General features: G+C 64.6%; 37 protein-coding genes and 2 pseudogenes. 37 read left to right on the top strand and 2 right to left on the bottom strand.

Going from position 1 to position 20,195, the window contains the following annotated elements:
* From tuf to rplQ, 32 genes and pseudogenes are all read left to right on the top strand, one after another.
* Positions 1–310: pseudogene (tuf, locus tag Q0693_RS05600) on the top strand (elongation factor Tu); the annotation flags it as partial.
* Positions 311–318: 8 nt separating this feature from the next.
* Positions 319–636 carry a 30S ribosomal protein S10 gene (gene rpsJ, locus Q0693_RS05595; RefSeq protein ID WP_015718109.1) on the top strand — a complete coding sequence of 106 codons (318 nt, stop codon included), beginning with the start codon at positions 319–321 and terminating at the stop codon, positions 634–636.
* A complete protein-coding gene (rplC, locus tag Q0693_RS05590) occupies positions 633–1,253 on the top strand; it encodes a 50S ribosomal protein L3 (protein WP_243031866.1) in 621 nt (206 codons plus the stop codon). Before rpsJ ends, rplC begins: the two co-directional genes overlap by 4 nt.
* Positions 1,254–1,261: 8 nt before the next feature.
* Positions 1,262–1,882, top strand: a complete 621-nt coding sequence (gene rplD, locus Q0693_RS05585; protein WP_298629832.1) for a 50S ribosomal protein L4 — start codon at positions 1,262–1,264, stop codon at positions 1,880–1,882.
* Entirely contained in the window at positions 1,879–2,169 is a 291-nt protein-coding gene (locus Q0693_RS05580; protein ID WP_015718106.1) for a 50S ribosomal protein L23, read from the top strand. The genes rplD and Q0693_RS05580 overlap by 4 nt, the downstream gene beginning before the upstream one ends.
* A 50-nt stretch (positions 2,170–2,219) precedes the next feature.
* On the top strand, positions 2,220–3,050 hold the full coding sequence (gene rplB / locus Q0693_RS05575) for a 50S ribosomal protein L2 (protein ID WP_243029080.1): 831 nt from the start codon (positions 2,220–2,222) through the stop codon (positions 3,048–3,050).
* Positions 3,051–3,058: 8 nt separating this feature from the next.
* On the top strand, positions 3,059–3,340 hold the full coding sequence (gene rpsS, locus Q0693_RS05570; protein ID WP_114312989.1) for a 30S ribosomal protein S19: 282 nt from the start codon (positions 3,059–3,061) through the stop codon (positions 3,338–3,340).
* 2 nt (positions 3,341–3,342) lie between these two features.
* A complete protein-coding gene (gene rplV / locus Q0693_RS05565) occupies positions 3,343–3,684 on the top strand; it encodes a 50S ribosomal protein L22 (RefSeq protein WP_243031864.1) in 342 nt (113 codons plus the stop codon).
* A complete protein-coding gene (rpsC, locus tag Q0693_RS05560; RefSeq protein ID WP_243031863.1) occupies positions 3,674–4,393 on the top strand; it encodes a 30S ribosomal protein S3 in 720 nt (239 codons plus the stop codon). Before rplV ends, rpsC begins: the two co-directional genes overlap by 11 nt.
* A gap of 3 nt (positions 4,394–4,396) precedes the next feature.
* Entirely contained in the window at positions 4,397–4,822 is a 426-nt protein-coding gene (rplP, locus tag Q0693_RS05555; RefSeq protein ID WP_038058331.1) for a 50S ribosomal protein L16, read from the top strand.
* Positions 4,809–5,006 carry a 50S ribosomal protein L29 gene (gene rpmC, locus Q0693_RS05550; RefSeq protein ID WP_243029077.1) on the top strand — a complete coding sequence of 66 codons (198 nt, stop codon included), beginning with the start codon at positions 4,809–4,811 and terminating at the stop codon, positions 5,004–5,006. Before rplP ends, rpmC begins: the two co-directional genes overlap by 14 nt.
* Complete coding sequence (rpsQ, locus tag Q0693_RS05545; RefSeq protein WP_243029076.1) at positions 4,999–5,316, top strand: 30S ribosomal protein S17; 318 nt, start codon at positions 4,999–5,001, stop codon at positions 5,314–5,316. The genes rpmC and rpsQ overlap by 8 nt, the downstream gene beginning before the upstream one ends.
* Complete coding sequence (rplN, locus tag Q0693_RS05540; protein WP_003043914.1) at positions 5,313–5,681, top strand: 50S ribosomal protein L14; 369 nt, start codon at positions 5,313–5,315, stop codon at positions 5,679–5,681. Before rpsQ ends, rplN begins: the two co-directional genes overlap by 4 nt.
* Positions 5,681–6,013, top strand: coding sequence for a 50S ribosomal protein L24 (rplX, locus tag Q0693_RS05535; RefSeq protein ID WP_243029075.1), 333 nt, complete (start codon positions 5,681–5,683; stop codon positions 6,011–6,013). The genes rplN and rplX overlap by 1 nt, the downstream gene beginning before the upstream one ends.
* Before the next feature lies 1 nt (position 6,014).
* On the top strand, positions 6,015–6,563 hold the full coding sequence (gene rplE / locus Q0693_RS05530) for a 50S ribosomal protein L5 (RefSeq protein ID WP_243031862.1): 549 nt from the start codon (positions 6,015–6,017) through the stop codon (positions 6,561–6,563).
* 7 nt (positions 6,564–6,570) lie between these two features.
* On the top strand, positions 6,571–6,756 hold the full coding sequence (locus tag Q0693_RS05525) for a type Z 30S ribosomal protein S14 (protein ID WP_018111303.1): 186 nt from the start codon (positions 6,571–6,573) through the stop codon (positions 6,754–6,756).
* A 68-nt stretch (positions 6,757–6,824) separates the two neighbouring features.
* Entirely contained in the window at positions 6,825–7,241 is a 417-nt protein-coding gene (gene rpsH / locus Q0693_RS05520) for a 30S ribosomal protein S8 (RefSeq protein ID WP_114312982.1), read from the top strand.
* Complete coding sequence (gene rplF, locus Q0693_RS05515) at positions 7,241–7,783, top strand: 50S ribosomal protein L6 (protein ID WP_114312981.1); 543 nt, start codon at positions 7,241–7,243, stop codon at positions 7,781–7,783. Before rpsH ends, rplF begins: the two co-directional genes overlap by 1 nt.
* An 8-nt stretch (positions 7,784–7,791) precedes the next feature.
* On the top strand, positions 7,792–8,130 hold the full coding sequence (gene rplR, locus Q0693_RS05510; protein ID WP_243029070.1) for a 50S ribosomal protein L18: 339 nt from the start codon (positions 7,792–7,794) through the stop codon (positions 8,128–8,130).
* 21 nt (positions 8,131–8,151) lie between these two features.
* Entirely contained in the window at positions 8,152–8,625 is a 474-nt protein-coding gene (gene rpsE, locus Q0693_RS05505; RefSeq protein ID WP_015718093.1) for a 30S ribosomal protein S5, read from the top strand.
* Positions 8,625–8,807: a 50S ribosomal protein L30 gene (gene rpmD, locus Q0693_RS05500; protein ID WP_243031860.1), complete on the top strand. Its 183-nt coding sequence runs from the start codon at positions 8,625–8,627 to the stop codon at positions 8,805–8,807. Before rpsE ends, rpmD begins: the two co-directional genes overlap by 1 nt.
* On the top strand, positions 8,804–9,286 hold the full coding sequence (rplO, locus tag Q0693_RS05495; RefSeq protein ID WP_243031859.1) for a 50S ribosomal protein L15: 483 nt from the start codon (positions 8,804–8,806) through the stop codon (positions 9,284–9,286). Before rpmD ends, rplO begins: the two co-directional genes overlap by 4 nt.
* 1 nt (position 9,287) lies before the next feature.
* Positions 9,288–10,604, top strand: coding sequence for a preprotein translocase subunit SecY (gene secY / locus Q0693_RS05490; RefSeq protein ID WP_243031858.1), 1,317 nt, complete (start codon positions 9,288–9,290; stop codon positions 10,602–10,604).
* Between the two features lie 8 nt (positions 10,605–10,612).
* Entirely contained in the window at positions 10,613–11,167 is a 555-nt protein-coding gene (locus tag Q0693_RS05485) for an adenylate kinase (RefSeq protein WP_243031857.1), read from the top strand.
* A complete protein-coding gene (gene map / locus Q0693_RS05480) occupies positions 11,167–11,934 on the top strand; it encodes a type I methionyl aminopeptidase (protein ID WP_243031856.1) in 768 nt (255 codons plus the stop codon). The genes Q0693_RS05485 and map overlap by 1 nt, the downstream gene beginning before the upstream one ends.
* Before the next feature lie 7 nt (positions 11,935–11,941).
* Complete coding sequence (gene infA / locus Q0693_RS05475; protein ID WP_003043942.1) at positions 11,942–12,160, top strand: translation initiation factor IF-1; 219 nt, start codon at positions 11,942–11,944, stop codon at positions 12,158–12,160.
* Positions 12,161–12,168: 8 nt separating this feature from the next.
* Positions 12,169–12,282 carry a 50S ribosomal protein L36 gene (gene rpmJ, locus Q0693_RS05470; RefSeq protein WP_041438733.1) on the top strand — a complete coding sequence of 38 codons (114 nt, stop codon included), beginning with the start codon at positions 12,169–12,171 and terminating at the stop codon, positions 12,280–12,282.
* A gap of 9 nt (positions 12,283–12,291) precedes the next feature.
* Entirely contained in the window at positions 12,292–12,672 is a 381-nt protein-coding gene (gene rpsM, locus Q0693_RS05465) for a 30S ribosomal protein S13 (RefSeq protein WP_015718087.1), read from the top strand.
* 39 nt (positions 12,673–12,711) lie between these two features.
* Positions 12,712–13,101, top strand: coding sequence for a 30S ribosomal protein S11 (gene rpsK, locus Q0693_RS05460; protein WP_298629803.1), 390 nt, complete (start codon positions 12,712–12,714; stop codon positions 13,099–13,101).
* A gap of 13 nt (positions 13,102–13,114) precedes the next feature.
* Positions 13,115–13,744: a 30S ribosomal protein S4 gene (gene rpsD / locus Q0693_RS05455; RefSeq protein ID WP_015718085.1), complete on the top strand. Its 630-nt coding sequence runs from the start codon at positions 13,115–13,117 to the stop codon at positions 13,742–13,744.
* Between the two features lie 49 nt (positions 13,745–13,793).
* Entirely contained in the window at positions 13,794–14,735 is a 942-nt protein-coding gene (locus Q0693_RS05450) for a DNA-directed RNA polymerase subunit alpha (protein ID WP_243029055.1), read from the top strand.
* Positions 14,736–14,739: 4 nt separating this feature from the next.
* Entirely contained in the window at positions 14,740–15,096 is a 357-nt protein-coding gene (gene rplQ / locus Q0693_RS05445) for a 50S ribosomal protein L17 (RefSeq protein ID WP_019550483.1), read from the top strand.
* A gap of 61 nt (positions 15,097–15,157) precedes the next feature.
* Here the strand turns inward: rplQ and Q0693_RS05440 are convergent, their stop codons facing one another.
* Positions 15,158–15,631: a DNA cytosine methyltransferase gene (locus Q0693_RS05440; RefSeq protein WP_243031854.1), complete on the bottom strand. Its 474-nt coding sequence runs from the start codon at positions 15,629–15,631 to the stop codon at positions 15,158–15,160.
* Positions 15,632–15,676: 45 nt separating this feature from the next.
* Here Q0693_RS05440 and Q0693_RS05435 point away from each other — a divergent pair, with 45 nt between their 5' ends.
* Positions 15,677–16,510, top strand: coding sequence for a DMT family transporter (locus Q0693_RS05435; protein ID WP_298629793.1), 834 nt, complete (start codon positions 15,677–15,679; stop codon positions 16,508–16,510).
* Positions 16,511–16,515: 5 nt separating this feature from the next.
* Here Q0693_RS05435 and Q0693_RS05430 read toward each other — a convergent pair whose 3' ends face one another.
* The gene (locus Q0693_RS05430; protein WP_114313022.1) at positions 16,516–17,028 is read right to left on the bottom strand and encodes an HNH endonuclease; all 513 of its coding nucleotides are present in this window, start codon (positions 17,026–17,028) and stop codon (positions 16,516–16,518) included.
* Between the two features lie 97 nt (positions 17,029–17,125).
* On the opposite strand from Q0693_RS05430, the gene Q0693_RS05425 reads away from it, so the two are divergent.
* From Q0693_RS05425 to Q0693_RS05410, 4 genes and pseudogenes are all read left to right on the top strand, one after another.
* Positions 17,126–18,475: a tetratricopeptide repeat protein gene (locus Q0693_RS05425; protein ID WP_298629791.1), complete on the top strand. Its 1,350-nt coding sequence runs from the start codon at positions 17,126–17,128 to the stop codon at positions 18,473–18,475.
* Position 18,476: 1 nt separating this feature from the next.
* A complete protein-coding gene (locus Q0693_RS05420; RefSeq protein WP_298629789.1) occupies positions 18,477–19,292 on the top strand; it encodes an SPOR domain-containing protein in 816 nt (271 codons plus the stop codon).
* The gene (locus tag Q0693_RS05415; protein WP_298629787.1) at positions 19,289–19,924 is read left to right on the top strand and encodes a redox-sensing transcriptional repressor Rex; all 636 of its coding nucleotides are present in this window, start codon (positions 19,289–19,291) and stop codon (positions 19,922–19,924) included. The genes Q0693_RS05420 and Q0693_RS05415 overlap by 4 nt, the downstream gene beginning before the upstream one ends.
* A gap of 12 nt (positions 19,925–19,936) precedes the next feature.
* Positions 19,937–20,195 (top strand): annotated as a pseudogene (locus tag Q0693_RS05410) (hypothetical protein); the annotation flags it as partial.

The following is a 20,195-nucleotide window of genomic DNA, read 5'->3' as shown; positions in this document are numbered from 1 at the left end:
GCTGGCGAAGCCTGGGAGCATTACGCCGCACACCAAGTTTGAGGCCTCGGTGTACATCTTGAAGAAGGAGGAGGGGGGCCGGCACACGGGATTTTTCACGGGATACCGGCCGCAGTTTTACTTTCGGACCACGGATGTGACCGGGGTGGTGGAGCTGCCGGCGGGTGTGGAGATGGTGATGCCTGGGGACAATGTGACGTTTACGGTGGAGCTGATCAAGCCGGTGGCCTTGGAGGAGGGTTTGCGGTTTGCCATTCGTGAGGGTGGGCGGACCGTGGGCGCCGGCGTGGTCACCAAGATCCTGGAGTGAGGTGAGGCATGCCCAAGATCCGCATCAAGCTACGGGGCTTTGACCACAAGACCCTGGACGCCTCGGCCCAGAAGATCGTGGAAGCGGCCCGGCGCTCCGGGGCTCAGGTCTCGGGTCCCGTGCCCCTGCCTACCCGGGTTAGGCGCTTCACCGTGATCCGGGGTCCTTTCAAGCACAAGGACTCCCGGGAACACTTTGAGCTGCGCACCCACCACCGCCTGGTGGACATCCTGAACCCCAACCGCAAGACCATTGAGAGCCTTATGTCCCTGGACCTGCCCACCGGGGTGGAGATCGAGATCAAGACCGTGGGGGGTGGCAAATGAAAGGCATCCTGGGCCTAAAGGTGGGCATGACCCGGATTTACCGGGAGGACCGGGCCATTCCCGTCACCGTGATCCTGGCGGGCCCCTGCCCGGTGGTCCAGCGCCGGACGCCGGAAAAGGATGGGTATACGGCGGTCCAGCTGGGCTTCCTGCCCCAAAACCCTAAGCGGGTGAACCGGCCCATGAAGGGGCATTTCGCCCGGGCTGGGGTGGGGCCGGTGCGCATCCTGAAGGAGATCCGCGGCTTCAACCCGGAAGGCGACGTGGTGACCGTGGAGATCTTTAAAGCAGGGGAGCGGGTGGACGTGACCGGCACCTCCAAGGGCCGGGGCACGGCGGGGGTAATGAAGCGCTGGAACTTCGCCGGCGGCCCCGATTCCCACGGTGCCCACAAGATCCACCGCCACCCTGGGTCCATCGGGAACCGCAAGACCCCAGGCCGGGTCTACAAGGGAAAGAAGATGGCCGGGCGCTATGGGGCTGAGCGGGTCACGGTGATGAACCTCGAGGTGGTGGACGTGATCCCCGAGGAAAACCTCCTCTTGGTCAAGGGTGCGGTGCCTGGCCCCAACGGGGGCTTGGTGCTGGTGCGCGAGACCAAGAAGGTGGCCAAGTAAAGGAGGGTATGGTGTACCAGATTCCTGTTCTCTCCTCGTCTGGCAAGCGGGAGCTTTCCGCTGACCTTCCCCAGGAGATCAATCCCCATCTCCTTTGGGAGGTGGTGCGCTGGCAGCTGGCGAAAAGGCGCCGGGGTACCGCCAGCACCAAGACCCGGGGTGAGGTGGCCTATTCCAGCCGCAAGATCTACCCCCAGAAGCACACGGGGCGGGCCCGCCACGGGGATATCGGGGCCCCCATCTTCGTGGGGGGTGGGGTGGTTTTTGGCCCCAAGCCCCGGGACTACAGCTACACCTTGCCCAAGAAGGTGCGGCAGGCGGGCTTGGCCATGGCCGTGGCCGACCGGGCTAGGGAGGGCAAGCTCCTTTTGGTGGAGGACTTCCCCGGCGTGAACGGCAAGACCAAGGAGTTTTTGGCCTGGGCCAAGGCCGCGGGGCTGGACGGCGCGGAAAGCGTCCTCCTGGTCACGGCCAACGAGGTGGTGCGCCGGGCGGCCCGCAACCTCCCTTGGGTGGTAACCCTGGCCCCGGAAGGGCTCAACGTCTACGACATCCTGCGCACCGGACGCCTGGTCATGGACCTGGCGGCCTGGGAGGCCTTCCAGGCCCGCATGGGGGGTGAGGCATGAAGACCGCCTTTGACGTGATCCTGGCCCCGGTGCTTTCCGAGAAGGCCTATGCCGGCTTCGCCGAGGGCAAGTACACCTTCTGGGTCCACCCCAAGGCCACCAAAACGGAGATTAAAAACGCCGTGGAGGCGGCCTTTAAGGTCAAGGTGGTGGGGGTGAACACCATGACGGTGCGGGGAAAGAAGAAGCGCCTGGGCCGTTACCTGGGCAAGCGCCCCGACCGCAAGAAGGCCATCGTGCAGGTGGCTGCCGGGCAGAAGATTGAGGCCTTGGAGGGCCTCATCTAGACCTAAGCCGGGAGGGGGGCCCGGCCCCGATCCGGCAGGAGGCATAGAGGATGGCAGTAAAGAAGTTCAAACCCTACACCCCAAGCCGCCGCTTCATGACGGTGGCGGACTTCTCCGAGATCACCAAAACGGAGCCGGAGAAGTCTTTGGTCAAGCCCCTGAAGAAGACGGGGGGGCGGAACAACCAGGGGCGCATCACCGTGCGCTTCCGGGGGGGCGGCCACAAGCGGCTTTACCGGATCATTGACTTCAAGCGCTGGGATAAGGCAGGCATCCCCGCCAAGGTGGCGGCCATTGAGTACGACCCCAACCGCTCGGCCCGCATCGCCCTCTTGCACTACGTGGACGGGGAAAAGCGCTACATTATCGCCCCCGATGGCCTGCAGGTGGGCCAGCAGGTGGTGGCGGGGCCGGATGCCCCTATAGGGGTGGGCAACGCCCTCCCCCTGCGCTTCATCCCTGTGGGTACCGTGGTGCATGCGGTGGAGTTGGAGCCCAAGAAAGGGGCTAAGCTGGCCCGTTCCGCTGGCACCAGCACCCAGATCCAGGGCCGGGAAGGGGATTACGTGATTCTGCGCCTGCCTTCCGGGGAACTTAGGAAGGTGCACGGGGAGTGCTACGCCACCATCGGGGCTGTGGGCAACGCCGACCACAAGAACATCGTTCTGGGCAAGGCGGGCCGCACCCGCTGGCTGGGCCGCAAGCCCCACGTGCGGGGTGCCGCCATGAACCCGGTGGACCACCCCCACGGCGGTGGTGAGGGCCGGGCACCCCGGGGCCGGCCTCCCGCTTCCCCCTGGGGCTGGCAGACCAAGGGCCTTAAGACCAGGAAGCGGCGGAAGCCCTCCAGCCGCTTCATCATCGCCCGGCGCAAGAAGTGAGGTGAGCCATGCCGCGTAGCTTGAAGAAGGGCGTATTCGTTGACGAACACCTCTTGGAGAAGGTGCTGGAGCTGAACGCCAAGGGGGAAAAGCGGCTCATCAAGACCTGGAGCCGCCGCTCCACCATCGTCCCCGAGATGGTGGGCCATACCATTGCGGTCTACAACGGCAAGCAGCACGTGCCCGTCTACATCACCGAGAACATGGTGGGGCACAAGCTGGGAGAGTTCGCCCCCACCCGCACCTACCGGGGGCATGGCAAAGAGGCTAAGGCCACCAAGAAGAAGTAGCCATGGAAGCGAAAGCCATTGCCCGTTACGTGCGCATCTCCCCCAGGAAGGTCCGGTTGGTGGTGGACCTGATCCGGGGGAAGAGCCTCGAGGAGGCCCGCGCCCTCCTGCGCTACACCCCTAAGCGGGGGGCCTATTACGTGGCCAAGGTGCTGGAGTCCGCCGCCGCCAATGCGGTCAACAACCACGACATGCTGGAGGACCGGCTTTACGTGAAGGCGGCCTTTGTGGACGAGGGGCCCGCCCTAAAGAGGGTGCTTCCCCGGGCCCGGGGCCGGGCGGACATCATCAAGAAGAAGACCAGCCACATCACGGTGATCTTGGGGGAGAAACATGGGAAATAAGATCCACCCCATCGGGTTTAGGCTCGGCATCACCCGGGACTGGGAGTCCCGTTGGTATGCGGGCAAGAAGCAGTACCGCCATCTTCTTCTGGAGGACCAGAGGATTCGTGAGGTCCTCACCAAGGAGCTCTACCCGGCAGGTCTGGCCCGCATTGACATTGAACGGGCTGCGGACAACGTGGCCGTAACCGTGCACGTGGCCAAGCCCGGCGTGGTCATCGGCCGGGGCGGGGAGAAGATCAAGGTCCTGAGGGACACCCTTTCCCAGCTCACGGGAAAGAACGTGGCCCTGAACGTCCAGGAGATCCATAACCCCAACCTCTCGGCGCCCCTGGTGGCCCAGCGGGTGGCGGAGCAGATTGAGCGCCGCTTTGCCGTGCGCCGGGCCATCAAGCAGGCGGTGCAGCGGGTCATGGAGGCGGGGGCCAAGGGGGCCAAGGTGATCGTGTCCGGCCGCATCGGTGGCGCCGAGCAGGCCCGCACCGAGTGGGCGGCCGAGGGCCGGGTGCCCCTCCACACGTTGCGTGCTAATATAGACTATGGCTTCGCTTTGGCCCGCACCACCTACGGGGTGCTGGGGGTCAAGGCCTACGTGTTCCTGGGCGAGGTGATTGGCGGCCAGAAGCCCAAGGCCCGGCCCGAGGAGCCAAGGGCGGAGGAGAGGCCCCGCCGCCGCCGCCCAGCCGTGCGCGTGAAGAAGGAGGAGTAGGCCATGTTGATGCCCAGGCGCATGAAGTACCGCAAGCAGCACCGGGGCCGCATGAAGGGGGCGGCCAAGGGGGGTGACTACGTGGCCTTTGGGGACTTCGGCCTGGTGGCCATGGAACCCGCCTGGATCACCTCCCAGCAGATTGAGGCGGCCCGTGTGGCCATGGTGCGCCACTTCCGCCGTGGGGGGAAGATCTTCATCCGCATCTTCCCCGACAAGCCCTACACCAAGAAGCCCCTCGAGGTGCGGATGGGTAAGGGTAAGGGCAACGTGGAAGGCTACGTGGCGGTGGTGAAGCCGGGGCGGGTGATGTTTGAGGTGGCGGGGGTCACCGAGGAGCAGGCCCTCGAGGCCTTGCGCATTGCCGGCCACAAGCTTCCCATCCGGACCAAGATCGTGAGGAGGGATGCCTACGATGAAGCCCAGTGAGATCCGCAAGCTCTCTCCCAGTGAGATTGAAAAGCTGGTTCGGGAGAAGAAGCGGGAGCTGATGGAACTTCGCTTCCAGGCCTCCATCGGCCAGCTTTCCCAGAACCACCGGGTGCGGGAGACCAGGCGCCTCATCGCCCGGCTCCTCACGATCCTGAACGAGAAGAGGAGGGCCAATGCCTAAGAAGGTGCTGACCGGGGTGGTGGTGAGTGACAAGATGCAGAAGACCGTCACGGTCTTGGTGGAGCGCCAGTTCCCCCACCCCCTCTATGGCAAGGTGATCAAGCGCTCCAAAAAGTACCTGGCCCACGACCCCGAGGAGAAGTACCAGGTGGGGGACGTGGTGGAGATCATTGAAGCCCGCCCCATCTCCAAGCGCAAGCGCTTTAGGGTTTTGCGCCTGGTGGAAGGGGGTCGGTTGGACCTGGTGGAGAAGTACCTGGTGCGTAGGCAGAACTACGCCAGCCTTTCCAAGCGGGGAGGTAAGGCATGATCCAGCCCCAAACCTACCTGGAGGTGGCCGACAATACCGGGGCCCGCAAGATCATGTGCATCCGGGTCCTTAAAGGTTCCAACGCCAAATACGCCACCGTGGGGGATGTGATCGTGGCCAGCGTAAAGGAGGCCATCCCTCGCGGGGCGGTGAAGGAAGGGGACGTGGTGAAGGCGGTGGTGGTGCGCACCAAAAAGGAAGTAAAGCGCCCCGATGGCTCGGCCATCCGCTTTGACGACAACGCCGCCGTCATCATCAACAACCAGCTGGAGCCCCGGGGCACCCGTGTTTTCGGACCCGTGGCGCGGGAACTTCGGGAAAAGGGGTTCATGAAGATCGTCTCCCTGGCTCCGGAGGTGCTCTGATGCAGGCCAAGGTGCATGTGAAGAAGGGGGACACGGTTCTGGTGGCCTCCGGCAAGTACAAGGGCCAGGTGGGCAAGGTGAAGGCGGTTCTGCCCAGGAAGGGTGCGGTCATCGTGGAGGGGGTGAACATCGTCAAGAAGGCGGTGCGGGTCAGCCCCCAGCATCCCCAGGGTGGCTTTGTGGAGCAGGAAGCCCCCCTGCATGCCTCCAAGGTGCGCCCCATCTGCCCCGCATGCGGCAAGCCCACCCGGGTGCGCAAGAAGTTCCTGGAGGATGGCCGCAAGATCCGGGTTTGCGCCAAGTGCGGCGGGTCTTTGGACGTGGAGGAGTAAGATGCCCCTGGATGTAGCGCTGAAAAGGAAATACTACGAGGAGGTCCGGCCCGAGCTCATCCGCCGCTTCGGCTACCAAAACGTCTGGGAGGTGCCCAGGCTGGAGAAGGTGGTGGTCAACCAGGGCTTGGGCGAGGCCAAGGAGGATGCCCGCATCCTGGAGAAGGCTTCCAAAGAGCTGGCCCTCATCACCGGTCAAAAGCCAGCCATAACCCGGGCCAAGAAGTCCATCTCCAACTTCAAGCTGCGCAAGGGGATGCCCATCGGGCTCAGGGTTACCCTGCGGGGCGACCGCATGTGGATCTTCCTGGAGAAGCTCCTGCACGTGGCGCTTCCCCGCATCCGCGACTTCCGCGGGGTAAACCCGGCCAGCTTTGACGGCCGGGGCAACTACAACCTGGGCCTTAGGGAACAGCTCATCTTCCCGGAGATCACCTACGACATGGTGGACGCCCTTAGGGGCATGGATATTGCGGTGGTCACCACCGCCCGGACCGACGAGGAGGCCAAGGTCCTTTTGGAGCTTCTGGGCTTCCCCTTCCGCAAGTGAGGCGAGCATGGCGAGAAAAGCGTTGATCGAAAAGGCCAAGCGTACTCCCAAGTTCAAGGTGCGGGCCTACACCCGTTGCGTGCGCTGCGGGAGGGCCAGGAGCGTCTACCGCTACTTTGGGCTCTGCCGGCTTTGCCTTCGGGAGCTTGCCCACAAGGGCCAGCTTCCCGGGGTGAAGAAGGCCAGCTGGTAGGCCGTGGCCGGTCGGGGGGGTTCCCTCGAGACCGCATGGTCCAGGAGTGAGGTAAAAGGAGAGAGGAAATGTTGACCGACCCCATTGCCGACATGCTGACCCGGATTCGGAACGCCACCCGGGTCTACAAGGAGAGCACCGAGGTGCCCGCCTCCCGTTTCAAGGAGGAGATCCTCAAGATCCTCAAGCGGGAGGGCTTCATCAAGGGGTACGAGCGGGTGGAGGTGGACGGTAAACCCGTCCTGCGCATCTACCTAAAGTACGGGCCAAGGCGCCAGGGGCTGGACCCCCGGCCCGAACAGGTCATCAACCACATCCGCCGCATCAGCCGTCCTGGGCGGCGGGTCTATGTGGGGGTCAAGGAGATTCCCCGGGTGCGCCGCGGCTTGGGGATTGCCATCCTGTCCACGCCCAAGGGGGTTCTCACCGATCGGGAGGCCCGGCGGTTGGGCGTGGGTGGGGAGCTCATCTGTGAGGTGTGGTGATGTCTAGGATTGGCCGGCTTCCCATTCCCTTGCCCAAGGGGGTCACCCTGGAGGTGGCTCCGGGGCTGGTTAAGGTCAAAGGCCCCAAGGGCGAGCTTTCCGTGCCCATCTCCCCGGAGATGCGGGTGGTGGTGGAGGAGGGGCTGGTGCGGGTGGAAAGGCCCTCGGATGAAAGGCGGCACAAGAGCCTCCACGGCCTTACCCGAACCCTCATCGCCAACGCCATCAAAGGGGTTTCCGAGGGGTACGTGAAGGAGCTCCTCATCAAGGGCATCGGTTACCGGGCCCGGCTTGCGGGTCGGGCGGTGGAGCTCACCGTGGGCTTCAGCCACCCCGTGGTGGTGGAGCCGCCGGAGGGCGTGACCTTTGAGGTCCCCGAACCCACCAAGATTCGCGTTCTGGGCATAGACAAGCAGAAGGTGGGCCAGGTGGCCGCCAACCTCCGCGCCATCAAGAAGCCCAGCGCCTACCATGAGAAGGGTATCTACTACGCGGGCGAGCCCGTCCGCCTCAAGCCCGGCAAGGCCGGGGCCAAGAAGTAGGGGGAACCATGGCACGGCTTACCGCATACGAACGCCGCAAGTTCCGGGTGCGCAACCGCGTCAAGCGCGCGGGCCGGCTCCGCTTGTCCGTCTTCCGGAGCCTTAACCACATCTACGCCCAGATCATTGACGACGAGAAGGGCCATACCCTGGTGGCCGAGTCCAGCCTGGCCCTGAAGCTCCAGGGCAACAAGACGGAGGTGGCCCGGCAGGTGGGCCGGGCCTTGGCGGAGAAGGCCAAGGCCTTGGGGATCACCAAGGTGGCCTTTGACCGGGGTCCTTACAAGTACCACGGACGGGTCAAGGCCCTGGCGGAAGGGGCCAGAGAAGGGGGCCTGGAGTTCTAGGTCGCGTAGCGAGGAGGAAGCATGCCCGAGACCGATTTTGAAGAGAAGATGATCCTGGTGCGGCGCACCGCCAAGACCTACCAGGGTGGCCGCCGCTTCCGCTTCGGAGCCTTGGTGGTGGTGGGGGATCGGCAGGGCCGGGTGGGCCTGGGCCTGGGTAAGGCCAAGGAGGTGCCCCTTGCGGTGCAGAAGGCGGGGTATTACGCCCGCCGCAACATGGTGGAGGTGCCCATCCAAAACGGCACCATTCCCCATGAGATTGAGGTGGAGTACGGAGCTTCCAAGATCCTCCTGAAGCCGGCAGCCCCGGGTACGGGGGTGATCGCGGGGGCGGTTCCCCGGGCCATCCTCGAGCTCGCCGGGATCACGGATATCCTCACCAAGGAGCTGGGGAGCCGTAACCCCATCAACATCGCCTACGCCACCATGGAGGCGCTCAGGCAGCTTAAGACCAAGCAGGATGTGGAGCGCCTGCGGAAAGGCGGTGAGGAGTGATGGCCAAGCTTAAGGTCAAGCTGGTGAAAAGCCCCATTGGGTATCCCAAGGACCAGAAGGCGGCCTTGAAGGCCCTGGGGCTGACCAAGCTTCACAAGGAAAAGGTCTTTGAAGACCATCCCGCCATACGGGGGAACATCCAGAAGGTGGCCCACCTGGTGCGGGTGGAGGTGCTGGAATGAAGCTCACCGATCTAAAACCCAATCCTGGTGCCAACAAGAGGCGGAAACGGGTGGGGCGGGGTCCTGGCTCCGGCCACGGCAAGACGGCCACCCGGGGCCACAAGGGGCAGAAGTCCCGCTCCGGTGGCCTCAAGGACCCGCGCCGCTTTGAGGGGGGGCGCTCCACCACCCTGATGCGCCTGCCCAAGCGGGGGATGCAGGGCCAGGTGCCCGGGGAGATCAAGCGGCCCAGGTACCAGGGGGTGAACCTGAGGGACCTGGCCCGCTTCCAGGGGGAGGTGACCCCCGAGATGCTGGTCCAGGCCGGGATTCTGAAGAAGGGGTACAGGCTAAAGGTGCTCGGGGAGGGGGAGGCTAAGCCCCTTAGGGTGGTGGCCCACGCCTTTTCCAAAACTGCCCTGGAGAAGCTGAAGGCTGCGGGCGGCGAGGCCGTCCTGCTGGCCCCATTGCCTGAAGGGCAAACGCCTAAGGAGGCTTAGGATGCTTAAGGCCTTCCGGAGCGCCCTGGCCATTCCCGAACTGCGCCAGCGGATCCTCTTCACCCTGCTGGTGTTGGCCGCCTACCGCCTGGGGGCCTTTATCCCCACCCCGGGGGTGGACCTGGACAAGATCCAGGAGTTCCTGCGCACCACCCAGGGGGGGGTTTTCGGCATCATCAACCTGTTTTCCGGCGGTAACTTTGAGCGCTTCTCCATCTTTGCCCTGGGGATCATGCCCTATATCACCGCGGCCATCATCATGCAACTTTTGGTGAACGTGGTCCCCGCCCTGGAGAAGCTTTCCAAGGAGGGTGAGGAGGGCCGCCGCATCATCAACCAGTACACCCGCATCGGCGGCATCGCTCTGGGGGCTTTCCAGGGATTCTTTCTGGCCACCGCCTTCCTGGGGGCGGAGGGCGGGCGCTTCCTCCTTCCCGGCTGGTCCCCCGGTCCCTTTTTCTGGCTGGTGGTGGTGGTCACCCAGGTGGCGGGCATCGCCCTTCTCCTTTGGATGGCGGAGCGCATCACCGAGTACGGCATCGGCAACGGCACCAGCATGATCATCTTTGCCGGGATCGTGGTGGACTGGCTGCCGCAGCTTTTCCGCACCGCGGGCCTCATCCGCACCGGGGAAGTGAACCTGGTGGCCTTCCTCTTCTTCCTGGCCTTCATCGTCTTGGCCTTTGCCGGGATGGCGGCGGTGCAGCAGGCGGAAAGGCGTATTCCTGTCCAGTACGCCAGGAAGGTGGTGGGCAGAAGGGTCTATGGGGGGCAGGCCACCTACATCCCCATCAAGCTGAACGCCGCTGGCGTCATCCCCATCGTGTTCGCCGCCGCCATTCTGCAGATTCCCATCTTCCTCACCGCCCCCTTCCAGGACAACCCCGTGCTCCAGGCCATCGCCAACTTCTTCAACCCCACCCGTTTCTCGGGTCTACTCATTGAGGTGGCGCTCATCGTCCTTTTCACCTACGTGTACACCGCGGTGCAGTTTGACCCCAAGCGGATTGCGGAAAGCCTCCGGGAGTACGGGGGCTTCATCCCGGGTATCCGTCCCGGGGAGCCCACGGTGAAGTTCCTGGAGCACATCGTTTCCCGCCTGACCCTCTGGGGGGCCCTTTTCCTGGGCCTGGTGGCGGCCTTGCCCCAGATCATCCAGAACCTCACCGGGGTGAAGAGCATCGCCTTTTCCGGCATCGGCCTTCTCATCGTGGTGGGCGTGGCCCTGGATACCCTTAGGCAGATTGAGAGCCAGCTGATGCTGAGGAACTACGAGGGGTTCCTCTCCAAGGGCCGCATCCGCGGCCGCACGCGTTAGGAGGAAGGATGGGGGAAGCGGTGATCTTCTTGGGGCCGCCGGGGGCGGGGAAGGGTACCCAGGCCTCGCGGCTTGCGGTGGAGCTGGGCTTTAAGAAGCTTTCCACCGGGGACATCCTCCGGGACCACGTGGCCCGGGGCACGCCCTTAGGCCAGCAGGTGAAGCCCATCATGGACCGGGGGGACCTGGTGCCGGATGAGCTCATCCTGGCCCTGATCCGGGAGGAGCTGGCGGAACGGGTGATTTTTGATGGGTTTCCCCGTACCCTGGCCCAGGCCGAGGCTTTGGACCAGCTCCTCGGGGAAACGGGAACCCGGCTCCTCGGGGTGGTGCTGGTGGAGGTGCCGGAGGAGGAGCTCATCGCCCGGATGCTGAAGCGGGCGGAGCTGGAGGGTCGTTCCGACGATAACGAGGAGACCATCCGGCACCGGCTCCGGGTTTACCGGGAGAAGACCGAGCCCTTGGTGCAGTATTATGAGAAAACGGGTGCCTTGAGGCGGGTGGATGGCCTGGGTACCCCTGATGAGGTCTACGCCCGCATCCGGGCTTCCTTAGGAATCTGATGGCCATCAAGCTGAAGAGTCCATGGGAGATTGAGCGCATGCGGGAGGCGGGGGCCCTCCTCACCGAGGTGGTGGAGGAGGTGGGGCGGCACGTGGAGCCCGGCATCACCACCAAGGAGCTGGACCGGATCGCCTACGAGGCCATAAGGAAGCGCAAGGCCAAGCCGGCCTTCCTGGGTCTATATGGGTTTCCCGCCACCCTGTGCACCTCGGTGAACGAGGTGGTGGTTCACGGCATTCCCTCAGAGGAGCCCCTAAAGGAAGGGGATATCCTCTCCGTGGATGTGGGCCTCATCTACGGGGGTTTCGCTGCGGATATGGCCCGGACCTTTCCCGTGGGCAAGGTTTCCCCGGAGGCGGAAAGGCTCATAAGGGACACGGAGGCTGCCTTCTGGGAGGGGTTTAAGTACCTTAGGCCCGGCTACCGCATCGGGGATGTGGCCCATGCGGTGCAGACTTTTCTGGAAGGCCGGGGGTATGGGGTGGTGCGGGAGTTCGTGGGGCATGGGGTAGGCCGGGAGATCCACGAGGATCCCCAGCTGCCCAACTTCGGCAAGCCGGGAACGGGACCCAAGATCCGGCCGGGTATGACCCTGGCCCTCGAGCCCATGGTCACCTTGCGCCCAGCCTCTGTGGTAATATTGGAAGATGGCTGGACGGCGAGCGCCGGACCTGGCAACCTCGCCGCCCACTACGAGAACACCGTCTTGGTGACGGAAGAGGGCCCGGAGCTTCTCACCGGGGTTGCCCTGGTGCGGGCGCAGTAGGAGGGGTATGGCGAAGGAGAAGGACACCATTCGGGCAGAGGGCGTGGTTACCGAGGCCTTGCCCAACACCACGTTTCGGGTGAAGCTGGACTCGGGGCCCGAGATCCTGGCCTACATCTCGGGCAAGATGCGCATGCACTACATCCGCATCCTGCCTGGGGACCGGGTGGTGGTGGAGATTACCCCCTACGACCCCACGCGGGGCCGCATCGTGTACAGGAAGTAGGAGGCGAGATGAAGGTACGGGCATCGGTGAAAAAGATGTGCGACAAGTGCAAGGTGGTGCGCCGGCACGGTCGGGTGTACGTGATCTGCGAAAACCCGAAGCACAAGCAGCGGCAAGGGTAAGGAGGGAACGTGGCGAGGATTGCAGGTGTGGAGATTCCCAGGAACAAGCGGGTGGACGTGGCCCTCACCTACATCTACGGCGTGGGGCCGGCCCGGGCCAAGGAGGCCTTGGAGAAGACGGGGATCAACCCGGCGACCCGGGTAAAGGACCTCACCGAGGCGGAGGTGGTGCGCCTTCGGGAGTACGTGGAGAACACCTGGAAGCTGGAGGGTGAGCTCAGGGCGGAGGTAGCCGCCAACATCAAGCGTCTCATGGACATCGGTTGCTACCGGGGCCTCCGCCACCGCCGCGGATTGCCGGTGAGGGGGCAGCGCACCCGTACCAATGCCCGTACCCGGAAGGGCCCCCGCAAGACGGTGGCGGGCAAGAAGAAGGCGCCTAGGAAGTAGTTCTAGGGCCAGTGGATACTCCTAAAGCTGAGGGAGAGTATGGCCAGAAAAGCGACCAAGAAAAAAGTCAAGCGACAGGTGGCCATTGGGAAGGCGTACATCCACGCCTCCTACAACAACACCATCGTGACCATCACCGACCCGGACGGCAACCCCATCACCTGGTCCTCGGGTGGGGTCATCGGCTACAAGGGGAGCCGCAAGGGCACCCCGTATGCGGCCCAGCTTGCGGCCATGGACGCCGCCAAGAAGGCTATGGCCTACGGCATGCAGAGCGTGGACGTGATCGTGCGCGGCACTGGGGCGGGCCGGGAGCAGGCCATCCGGGCCCTCCAGGCCTCGGGTTTGCAGGTGAAGTCCATCGTGGACGACACCCCCGTGCCCCATAACGGCTGCCGGCCTAAGAAAAAGTTCCGCAAGGCTTCGTAAGGAGTAGGAGAAGATGGGTCGTTACATTGGTCCAGTTTGCCGTCTTTGCCGCCGGGAAGGAGTGAAGCTTTACCTGAAGGGGGAGCGTTGCTACAGCCCCAAGTGCGCCATGGAGCGCCGCCCCTACCCTCCGGGGCAGCACGGGCAGAAGCGCACCCGCCGGCCTTCCGACTACGCGGTGCGCCTGAGGGAGAAGCAGAAGCTCCGCCGCATCTACGGGATTTCGGAAACCCAGTTCCGCAACCTCTTTGAGGAGGCCAGCCGTAAGAAGGGGGTTACAGGTACCGTCTTCCTGGGGCTTTTGGAGTCCCGCTTGGACAATGTGGTCTATCGGCTGGGCTTCGCTGCTAGCCGCCGCCAGGCCCGGCAGATGGTGCGCCATGGGCACATCACCGTGAACGGGCGCCGGGTGGACCTTCCCGCCTACCGGGTGAAGCCGGGGGACGAGATCGCCATCGCCGAGGGTAGCCGCAACCTGGCCTTCATCCGGGAGAACCTCGAGGCCATGAAGGGCCGCAAGGTGGGCCCCTGGCTTTCCTTGGACGTGGAGGGGATGAAGGGCAAGTTCCTGCGCCTGCCGGATCGGGAGGACCTGGCCCTGCCCGTGAACGAGCAGCTGGTGGTGGAGTTCTACTCCAGGTAGCCCTGGAGGGGCCTGGCCTGTCCGGGCCCCTATATTGGCAAGGAGGTCTATGTTAGAGAGCAAGCTGAAAGCCCCGGTCTTCACGGTGCGCACCCAGGGGCGGGAATATGGGGAGTTCGTCCTGGAGCCCCTGGAGCGGGGGTTCGGCGTCACCCTGGGCAACCCCTTGAGGCGGATTCTCCTTTCCTCCATCCCCGGGACCGCGGTCACCAGCGTCTACATTGAGGATGTGCTCCACGAGTTCTCCACCATTCCCGGGGTCAAGGAGGATGTGGTGGAGATCATCCTGAACCTGAAGGAGCTGGTGGTGCGCTTCCTGGACCCCAGGATGCAGACCACCACCCTGATCCTAAAGGCCCAAGGCCCTAAGGTGGTCAGGGCGGGGGATTTTGTCGTCCCACCCGATGCCGAGATCCTAAACCCCGATCTGCCCATCGCCACCTTGGAGGAGGGGGGCAAGCTCTACATGGAGGTGCGGGTGGACCGGGGCGTGGGGTACGTGCCCGCCGAGCGCCACGGCATCAAGGACCGGATCAACTCCATCCCCGTGGACGCCATCTTTTCCCCTGTGCGCCGGGTGGCCTTCCAGGTGGAGGATACCCGGCTTGGCCAGCGCACCGACCTGGACAAGCTGACCCTTAGGATCTGGACGGACGGTTCCGTGACCCCCCTGGAGGCCCTGAACCAGGCGGTGGAGATCCTTAGGGAGCACCTTTCCTACTTCGCCAACCCCCAGGCCACCGCCCTGCCTGCCCCGGAGCCGGCTTCGGTGGAGCGCACGGAAGGGGAGGAGGACCTGGACCTGCCCTTGGAGGAGCTAGGGCTTTCCACCCGGGTTCTTCACAGCCTCAAGGAGGAGGGGATCGAGTCGGTGCGGGCGCTTTTGGCCTTGAACCTCAAGGACCTTAAGAACATCCCCGGCATCGGGGAAAGGAGCCTCGAGGAGATCCGCGAGGCCCTGGCCAAGAGGGGCTTCGCCCTAAAGGAGTGAGACCATGCGCCACCTAAAGTCTGGAAGGAAGTTGAACCGCCACTCTTCCCACCGCCTGGCCCTATACCGGAACCAGGCCAAGAGCCTGCTCACCCATGGCCGCATCACCACCACCGTGCCCAAGGCCAAGGAGCTCACCGGGTTCGTGGACCACCTCATCCACCTGGCCAAGCGGGGCGACCTGCACGCCCGCCGCCTGGTGCTGAGGGATCTGCAGGACGTGAAGCTGGTGCGCAAGCTCTTTGATGAGATTGCTCCCAAGTACCAGAACCGGGCCGGGGGGTACACCCGGGTGCTGAAGCTGGCGGAGCGCCGGCGGGGGGATGGGGCGCCCTTGGCCCTGGTGGAGCTGGTGGAGTAGGGTACCGAAAGGGGGCAAGGATACCCCTTTGGCGCCGGGCCCCAGGATGGGGTACCGGCGTTTAGGCCTTTCCTCCCCGCTCCTGGAGGAGCCTTAGCACCTGGTCCTCCAGTTCGCCGATGTAGGCGGCCAGGGTGTTGCCGTGCTTTTCCAGGATTTCCGCCAGGCGGGCCTCGAGGGCCCGGATCTCCTCCTTCTCCGCCTCCGCCAGGCGCTTCAGTTCCTCTTCCAGGTAGCGCCTGAGCTCGGTGTAGCGGCTCTCCTCCGCTTGTTCGGCCAGCTTTTTGTAGTGGAGAAGCTCCCGGGCGTAGCGCCGCACCTCCAGGAGGGCGGCGGTTTCCAGGCCGATGGTGAAGATGAGGTAGAGGAGGGAAACCACCCCCAAGGCCACCACCAGGACCAAGCCCAAGGGGGCTTCCACCCGGGTGAGGCCTAAGGATAGGGAGGTGGGTTTGGTAATCTCCCCCCAGTTGAGCCAGGCGAAGAGCACCAGCAGAAGGAGGACGAAGAGGGCAAAAAGGGTGCGCGCGCTCATAGGTCAGCCTCCATAGGGCACCGGGGGGATTATACACTCTTCCCCATGGGCTACCTCTACCTGCTCCTGGCGGCCTTCCTTTGGGGTCTCATCGGCCCCGTAAGCCGCCTGGCCTTTCAGGAAGGGCTTACCCCGCTTGCCGTGGCCTTTTTCCGGGCGGTCATCGCCTGGGTGTTCTTCGGCGCGCATGCCCTCTTCCTGCGCCAGGTCAGGGTGGAGGGCCGGGATGCCTTACCCCTCCTGCTTTTCGGTCTGGTGGGGGTTTCCCTCTTCTACGGTTCCTACCAGCTGGCGGTGGTCTACGGGGGGGCGGCCTTGGCCTCGGTCCTCCTCTACACGGCCCCCGCCTGGGTGGCCCTCCTTTCCCGGGTGGTTCTCAAGGAACCCCTGGACCCCACGGGGCTTTGGGCGGTGGCCCTGACCCTTCTGGGGGTGGGGCTGATGGGGGCAGGAGGGGGGAGTGGGGTACGGGTCCTGTACCTGGCCCTTTTCTTCGGGCTCCTTTCCGGGTTCACCTATGCCCTTTACTACATCTTCGGCAAGCTTTACCTTCCCCGTTACGCCACCCCCACCCTCTTCCTCTACGCCCTGCCCGTGGGGGCCTTGGGGCTTTTGCCCTGGGTGGAGTTCCCGCCTCTGAGCCCCAAGGGCCTAGGAGCCTTGCTCTTCTTGGGGACGTTTTCCACGTACGGGGCCTATCTGGCCTACTATGCGGGATTAAGGCGCCTTCCCGCCACCCGGGCCAGCGTGGTGGCCACCCTCGAGCCCGTGGTGGCCAACCTGTTCGCCTATCTCCTTTTCCGGGAGGTGCTTTCCCTATGGGCTTACCTGGGGGCGGGCCTGGTGCTCCTGGCGGTGCTCCTTACGGTGCGGCGCTAGGGGCTTCAGGTTAGCCACACCTGAAGGTAGGGTTGCCAGTCCTCGGGGACCTCTTTCAGGTCGGAAAGAAAAAGGGGCGCCCTGGGCGCCCGGGGGGGCTTGAGCAGGCGCATCCCCGCCTCCTCGGGGGTGCGGTCCCCCTTCTTCAGGTTGCAGGGACGGCAGGCGGCCACCAGGTTTTCCCAGGTACTCCGGCCGCCCCGGCTTTTAGGAAGCACGTGGTCCACGGTCAGCTCCCCCCCTTGCCTTCCACAGTACTGGCAGGTGTAGCGGTCCCGCCTCAGGATGTTGCGGCGGTTGAGGGGGATGCGGCTTGGTCCCCGCCGCACCAGGCGCTTCAAGCGGATGACGCTGGGGACGGGGATCCGGGTGGATGGGGTGTGCAGGTAGCGGCCGCTTTCCGAAAGCATCTCCGCTCCCCCGGAAAGCACCAAGAGGACGCTTCGCTTGATGCTGGCCAGCCCCAAGACCTCGTAGGCGGCATTCAGCACCAGCACCCTCGGGGCATCCAGGTCCAAGGGTTTAGCCAAGACCCCACCCACGCCCTTAGGATAGCAAAGGGCCTTTGGCCTGGAGCTATGCTATGCTAAGGGCAACGACGCGTTGGAGGCCCTTATGATGAATCCTTTTTCCCGAGTCCTTCCCCTGCTCCTTGGGTTTGGGATAGCCTGGGCCCAGGTTTCCTTGGAGCGGGCGGATGGCCTTTTTAAGGCCGGGGAGTACGCCAAGGCCGCCCTGGCCTACGAGGAGGTTCTGTCGCAGGATTATGGCCTCTTTGAGGCCCATTTGGGCCTGGGGGTAAGCCTCTTTCGCCTGGGCCGCCTCGAGGAGGCCCGCTTCGCCTTTGACCAGATGGTCCGGGTCTTCCCCGACCGCTACGAGGGGCATTTCAACCTGGGCCAGGTCCAGTTGCGCCTGGGAAGGCCCAAGGAGGCAGCGGAGGCCTTTGCCAAAGCGGTGGAACTCAGGCCCACAGAGGAAGCCTACCTGGGATGGGCCAGCGCCCTCACCCAGGCGGGACAGGCCAAAGAGGCGGCGGGGGTCTTGCGCAAGGGTCTTACCCCAGAGCGGAGCCCGGCCTACCACCTGGCCCTGGCCCAGTCCCTGTACGCCTCGGGGGCCCGGGCGGAGGCGGTGCCGGTGCTCTATGGCCTTGTGAACCGGGAGCCTGGGCTGGCTGAGGGCTGGGATCTTTTAGCCCGCATCCTGGCGGAGGAGGGCCTCAAGGAGAGGGCCCTAAGGGAGCTGGACCGAGGGCTTAAGGCGGTGGAGGGGAAGGCAAGGGCCCGGCTCCTCCTGCGCAAGGCCCAGCTTTCCCCTAAGCCCGAGCCCCTGTTGCGGGAGGCCTATGCCCTGGATCCATCCCTGTGGGAGGCCGCCTACCTTCTAGGGCAGGCCCGCCTGGAGGCGGGGGATGCCAAGGGAGCCCTGGGCTACCTGCTGGCTGCCTACCGGGTAAGCCCCGAGCCCCAGGTGGCCTTGAGCCTGGCGGTGGCCTCCTTGCGCTTAAGGGATTACAAAAACGCCTACCGCTATGCCGACGAGGCTGGGCCTCCCGGTACCTTCCTGAAGGCCCAAGCCGCCTATGCCTTGGGCCGGAAGGAGGAGGCCCTCAAGCTCCTGGAGGGGATGGCCACCCCGGAGGCCCAGGCCCTTAGGGGGGCGTTGCTGCTGGAAAAGGGCCGCCTCGAGGAGGCCCTGGCCCTCCTCCGCCCCCTTTACGAGTCTGGCCGGGACCCGGAGGTGGGGGTCAACCTGGCGGCGGCCCTGGTGGCCTTGGGGCGGTTTGGCGATGCGGAAGTGGTCCTGAGGGAGGTGTTGCAGAGGGCGCCCAACCAGGCGGCGGCCTGGTATAACCTGGGCTTAGCCCTTAGAGGTTTAGGCCGGGAGGCGGAAGGCCAGCGGGCCTTGGCCCAGGCAGCCGCCCTGGGCTCAAAGGAGGCGCAGGCCCTCCTGCGGAGGTAGGATGCGTTGGCTACGTGAGAACTGGTTGGACTTCCTCATCTTTCTCCTCATCGCCTTGGTGGCGGCGGGCATTGTCCTTTACCTGACGGGAATCAATCCCTTTGCTCGGCCCAAGGTGGACACCTCCTTCCAGCCCGGGCCTTCGGTGACCTCCTCGCCTGCCCCCTCCTCGGCTCCACCTTCCCAGGTGGCGCCTGCCCCTCAGGAAAAGCCTGCTGAGGCTAAACCTGCTTCCGAGCCCGTGGTCATGGTGCTGCCCCTTCCCCAGGCTCCTGGGGAATCCCCGGCTCCGAAACCTCCTGCGGCATCCAAGCCCACGCTCCCGGCCAAGCGCCCATCTCCGCCAGAAACCCCATCCGTTCCCTCCCCTGGGCCCAGCGGGGCCTACCGGGTAGGGGTGGGAGCCTTCGCCAACCCGGAAAACGCCGCCAAGCTTCGCCAGGAGCTGGCCCAGAAGGGTTACCCGGCCCGCTTGGAGCCAGCGGGGAACCTGACCCGGGTGGTGGTGGGTCCTTATGCCACCGAGGCGGAAGCGCGCCGGGTGGCGGAGGCTTTGGCCTCGTATGGCGCCCAGGTTTACCGGGGCCAAGGGGCACCCCCGCCCGCCTCAGGCACCCTTTACCTACAGGTGGGGGCTTTCCAGAAGGAGGAAAACGCCTTGGTCCTGGCGGGGAAGCTCAAGGAGATGGGCCTACCGGTGGTCTTGGTGAAGGATGGGGTTTACCGGGTCCGCGTCGGCCCGGTGGCCGAGGAGGAGAAGGAGGCCCTTAAGGCCAAGGTGCGGGCCTTGGGCCTCGAGGCCCTGGAGGTGCGATGAAGGTACCCAGCGCCGCCATCAGCCGTTTGGTGACCTATTTGCGTATTCTGGAGGAACTGGAGGCCAAGGGGATCCACCGCACCAGCTCCGAGCAGCTGGCGGAGGAGGCTCAGGTGACCGCCTTCCAGGTGCGTAAGGACCTATCCTACTTTGGTTCCTACGGCACCCGGGGGGTGGGCTACACGGTGCCCGTGCTCAAACGGGAGCTCCGCCACATCCTGGGCCTCAATCGGAGGTGGGGCCTTTGCATTGTGGGCATGGGCCGCTTGGGAAGCGCCTTGGCCGACTATCCCGGCTTTGGGGAGAGCTTTGAGTTACGGGGTTTCTTTGATGTAGACCCGGAAAAGATTGGCCGTCGGGTGGGGAACGGGGTGGTGGAGCACCTGGACCTCTTGCCGGAGAGGGTGCCAGGCCGCATAGAGATCGCCCTCCTCACCGTTCCCCGGGAGGCGGCCCAGGAAGCCGCCAACCGCCTGGTGGCCGCTGGCATTAAGGGCATCCTTAACTTCGCCCCCACGGTGCTGGAGGTGCCCAAGGAGGTGGCGGTGGAGAACGTGGACTTCTTAGCGGGTCTTACCCGCTTGAGCTTTGCTATACTCAATCCCAGGTGGCGCGAGGAGATGATGGGGTGAAAGGGGTGAGGGATGAAGGGAAGAATAGTGTGGCTTCTGCTCATGGCCTTGGCCTTAGGGGGTTGTAGTTCCTTCTTTGAGGGGGGGCTGGTGGTGGGGGCTCCCACAGTTCAGGTGTCCCGAGAGAACTTTTCCTTTTCCACCGAAAAAGACGAGAACGGCAACATAGTGGCCTACAACTATAGCTACACCTTGGTCCTTTACCCATTGCCGGGTTCACCCCGTGGCTACGTGGTCCTTTTGGATCAGGATGGGAACCCCGTGGACTCTC

This window comes from uncultured Thermus sp. (assembly GCF_938010445.1).
Lineage (GTDB): Bacteria > Deinococcota > Deinococci > Deinococcales > Thermaceae > Thermus > Thermus altitudinis.
The sequence above is the reverse complement of the archived record's forward strand: the minus strand, read 5'-3'. Positions and strand labels throughout refer to the sequence as shown.

Bases quoted from the DNA above. Each gene is read 5' to 3' on its own strand.
- rpsJ (WP_015718109.1), top strand. From the start codon at position 319: ATGCCCAAGATCCGCATCAAGCTACGGGGCTTTGACCACAAGACCCTG.
- rplC (WP_243031866.1), top strand. From the start codon at position 633: ATGAAAGGCATCCTGGGCCTAAAGGTGGGCATGACCCGGATTTACCGG.
- rplD (WP_298629832.1), top strand. From the start codon at position 1,262: ATGGTGTACCAGATTCCTGTTCTCTCCTCGTCTGGCAAGCGGGAGCTT.
- Q0693_RS05580 (WP_015718106.1), top strand. From the start codon at position 1,879: ATGAAGACCGCCTTTGACGTGATCCTGGCCCCGGTGCTTTCCGAGAAG.
- rplB (WP_243029080.1), top strand. From the start codon at position 2,220: ATGGCAGTAAAGAAGTTCAAACCCTACACCCCAAGCCGCCGCTTCATG.
- rpsS (WP_114312989.1), top strand. From the start codon at position 3,059: ATGCCGCGTAGCTTGAAGAAGGGCGTATTCGTTGACGAACACCTCTTG.
- rplV (WP_243031864.1), top strand. From the start codon at position 3,343: ATGGAAGCGAAAGCCATTGCCCGTTACGTGCGCATCTCCCCCAGGAAG.
- rpsC (WP_243031863.1), top strand. From the start codon at position 3,674: ATGGGAAATAAGATCCACCCCATCGGGTTTAGGCTCGGCATCACCCGG.
- rplP (WP_038058331.1), top strand. From the start codon at position 4,397: ATGTTGATGCCCAGGCGCATGAAGTACCGCAAGCAGCACCGGGGCCGC.
- rpmC (WP_243029077.1), top strand. From the start codon at position 4,809: ATGAAGCCCAGTGAGATCCGCAAGCTCTCTCCCAGTGAGATTGAAAAG.
- rpsQ (WP_243029076.1), top strand. From the start codon at position 4,999: ATGCCTAAGAAGGTGCTGACCGGGGTGGTGGTGAGTGACAAGATGCAG.
- rplN (WP_003043914.1), top strand. From the start codon at position 5,313: ATGATCCAGCCCCAAACCTACCTGGAGGTGGCCGACAATACCGGGGCC.
- rplX (WP_243029075.1), top strand. From the start codon at position 5,681: ATGCAGGCCAAGGTGCATGTGAAGAAGGGGGACACGGTTCTGGTGGCC.
- rplE (WP_243031862.1), top strand. From the start codon at position 6,015: ATGCCCCTGGATGTAGCGCTGAAAAGGAAATACTACGAGGAGGTCCGG.
- Q0693_RS05525 (WP_018111303.1), top strand. From the start codon at position 6,571: ATGGCGAGAAAAGCGTTGATCGAAAAGGCCAAGCGTACTCCCAAGTTC.
- rpsH (WP_114312982.1), top strand. From the start codon at position 6,825: ATGTTGACCGACCCCATTGCCGACATGCTGACCCGGATTCGGAACGCC.
- rplF (WP_114312981.1), top strand. From the start codon at position 7,241: ATGTCTAGGATTGGCCGGCTTCCCATTCCCTTGCCCAAGGGGGTCACC.
- rplR (WP_243029070.1), top strand. From the start codon at position 7,792: ATGGCACGGCTTACCGCATACGAACGCCGCAAGTTCCGGGTGCGCAAC.
- rpsE (WP_015718093.1), top strand. From the start codon at position 8,152: ATGCCCGAGACCGATTTTGAAGAGAAGATGATCCTGGTGCGGCGCACC.
- rpmD (WP_243031860.1), top strand. From the start codon at position 8,625: ATGGCCAAGCTTAAGGTCAAGCTGGTGAAAAGCCCCATTGGGTATCCC.
- rplO (WP_243031859.1), top strand. From the start codon at position 8,804: ATGAAGCTCACCGATCTAAAACCCAATCCTGGTGCCAACAAGAGGCGG.
- secY (WP_243031858.1), top strand. From the start codon at position 9,288: ATGCTTAAGGCCTTCCGGAGCGCCCTGGCCATTCCCGAACTGCGCCAG.
- Q0693_RS05485 (WP_243031857.1), top strand. From the start codon at position 10,613: ATGGGGGAAGCGGTGATCTTCTTGGGGCCGCCGGGGGCGGGGAAGGGT.
- map (WP_243031856.1), top strand. From the start codon at position 11,167: ATGGCCATCAAGCTGAAGAGTCCATGGGAGATTGAGCGCATGCGGGAG.
- infA (WP_003043942.1), top strand. From the start codon at position 11,942: ATGGCGAAGGAGAAGGACACCATTCGGGCAGAGGGCGTGGTTACCGAG.
- rpmJ (WP_041438733.1), top strand. From the start codon at position 12,169: ATGAAGGTACGGGCATCGGTGAAAAAGATGTGCGACAAGTGCAAGGTG.
- rpsK (WP_298629803.1), top strand. From the start codon at position 12,712: ATGGCCAGAAAAGCGACCAAGAAAAAAGTCAAGCGACAGGTGGCCATT.
- rpsD (WP_015718085.1), top strand. From the start codon at position 13,115: ATGGGTCGTTACATTGGTCCAGTTTGCCGTCTTTGCCGCCGGGAAGGA.
- Q0693_RS05450 (WP_243029055.1), top strand. From the start codon at position 13,794: ATGTTAGAGAGCAAGCTGAAAGCCCCGGTCTTCACGGTGCGCACCCAG.
- rplQ (WP_019550483.1), top strand. From the start codon at position 14,740: ATGCGCCACCTAAAGTCTGGAAGGAAGTTGAACCGCCACTCTTCCCAC.
- Q0693_RS05440 (WP_243031854.1), bottom strand. From the start codon at position 15,631: ATGAGCGCGCGCACCCTTTTTGCCCTCTTCGTCCTCCTTCTGCTGGTG.
- Q0693_RS05435 (WP_298629793.1), top strand. From the start codon at position 15,677: ATGGGCTACCTCTACCTGCTCCTGGCGGCCTTCCTTTGGGGTCTCATC.
- Q0693_RS05425 (WP_298629791.1), top strand. From the start codon at position 17,126: ATGATGAATCCTTTTTCCCGAGTCCTTCCCCTGCTCCTTGGGTTTGGG.
- Q0693_RS05420 (WP_298629789.1), top strand. From the start codon at position 18,477: ATGCGTTGGCTACGTGAGAACTGGTTGGACTTCCTCATCTTTCTCCTC.
- Q0693_RS05415 (WP_298629787.1), top strand. From the start codon at position 19,289: ATGAAGGTACCCAGCGCCGCCATCAGCCGTTTGGTGACCTATTTGCGT.